1 protein-coding gene is annotated in these 726 nt (G+C 31.4%); it reads left to right on the top strand.

Going from position 1 to position 726, the window contains the following annotated elements; genetic code table 11:
• Window positions 1-726 (top strand): bacteriophage T4 gp5 trimerisation domain-containing protein (locus AJ886_RS07985; protein ID WP_070287511.1); only part of this gene is annotated, 726 nt, incomplete at both ends.

Below are 726 nucleotides of genomic sequence, written 5' to 3'. Positions count from 1 at the left end.
TGAACTTACCCTCTCAAATATAAAAGATAAAGAACAAATTTATTTAAAAGCCCAAAAGGATTATGATGAATTAGTCCAGCATAATTTCACTCAAAGAATCTTAAATGATAAAGATTCTATAGTGGATGGAATTTATAATGAAAGGATTAAAAAGATTCATACTCAAACCATAGACTTAGCTAAAAATGTCAATGTAGGAGGAGAATACTTAACTAATGTAGGCTTATCTAAAGATACCATAGTAGGATTAAGCAATACCTTAAATGTAGGAGTAGATAATAAAGTAAGAGTGGCTAAAAACTCTCATGAGTTTGTAGGAGAAAACAAAGACATAGAAATAGGTGCTAATCAAAATACTATTATCCATAAAGATGAGACAAGGAATGTGAAGGGAAATAAAAAGGAGGTGGTTGAGGGGCATTATGATATTAATATCAGCGATAAAATGCAAGTATTAAGCGAGAAAGAGATGGATTATAAAAGCAAAGACAATATTCTTTTTACAAGTAATGAATCCATAGGATTTGAAAGTGATAAAAATACAAGCATGGTAGCTGATAATATCACAACTTATGCAAAAACTATTCATGAGTTAAAAGCCGATAGCGAAGCGACTATACAGGTAGGAGAAACAATTATTAATGCAAAACCTGATTGTGTTATCATTAAAGCAGGTGGAGTTGAAGTAACTATAGACTCTAATGGACTTGTGGTTAGAGGTGGAGA

This window comes from Campylobacter sp. BCW_6465, assembly GCF_001762815.1.
Taxonomy (GTDB): domain Bacteria; phylum Campylobacterota; class Campylobacteria; order Campylobacterales; family Campylobacteraceae; genus Campylobacter_D; species Campylobacter_D jejuni.
Note: the sequence above shows the minus strand (reverse complement) of the source record. Positions and strands in the feature narration are given on the sequence as shown.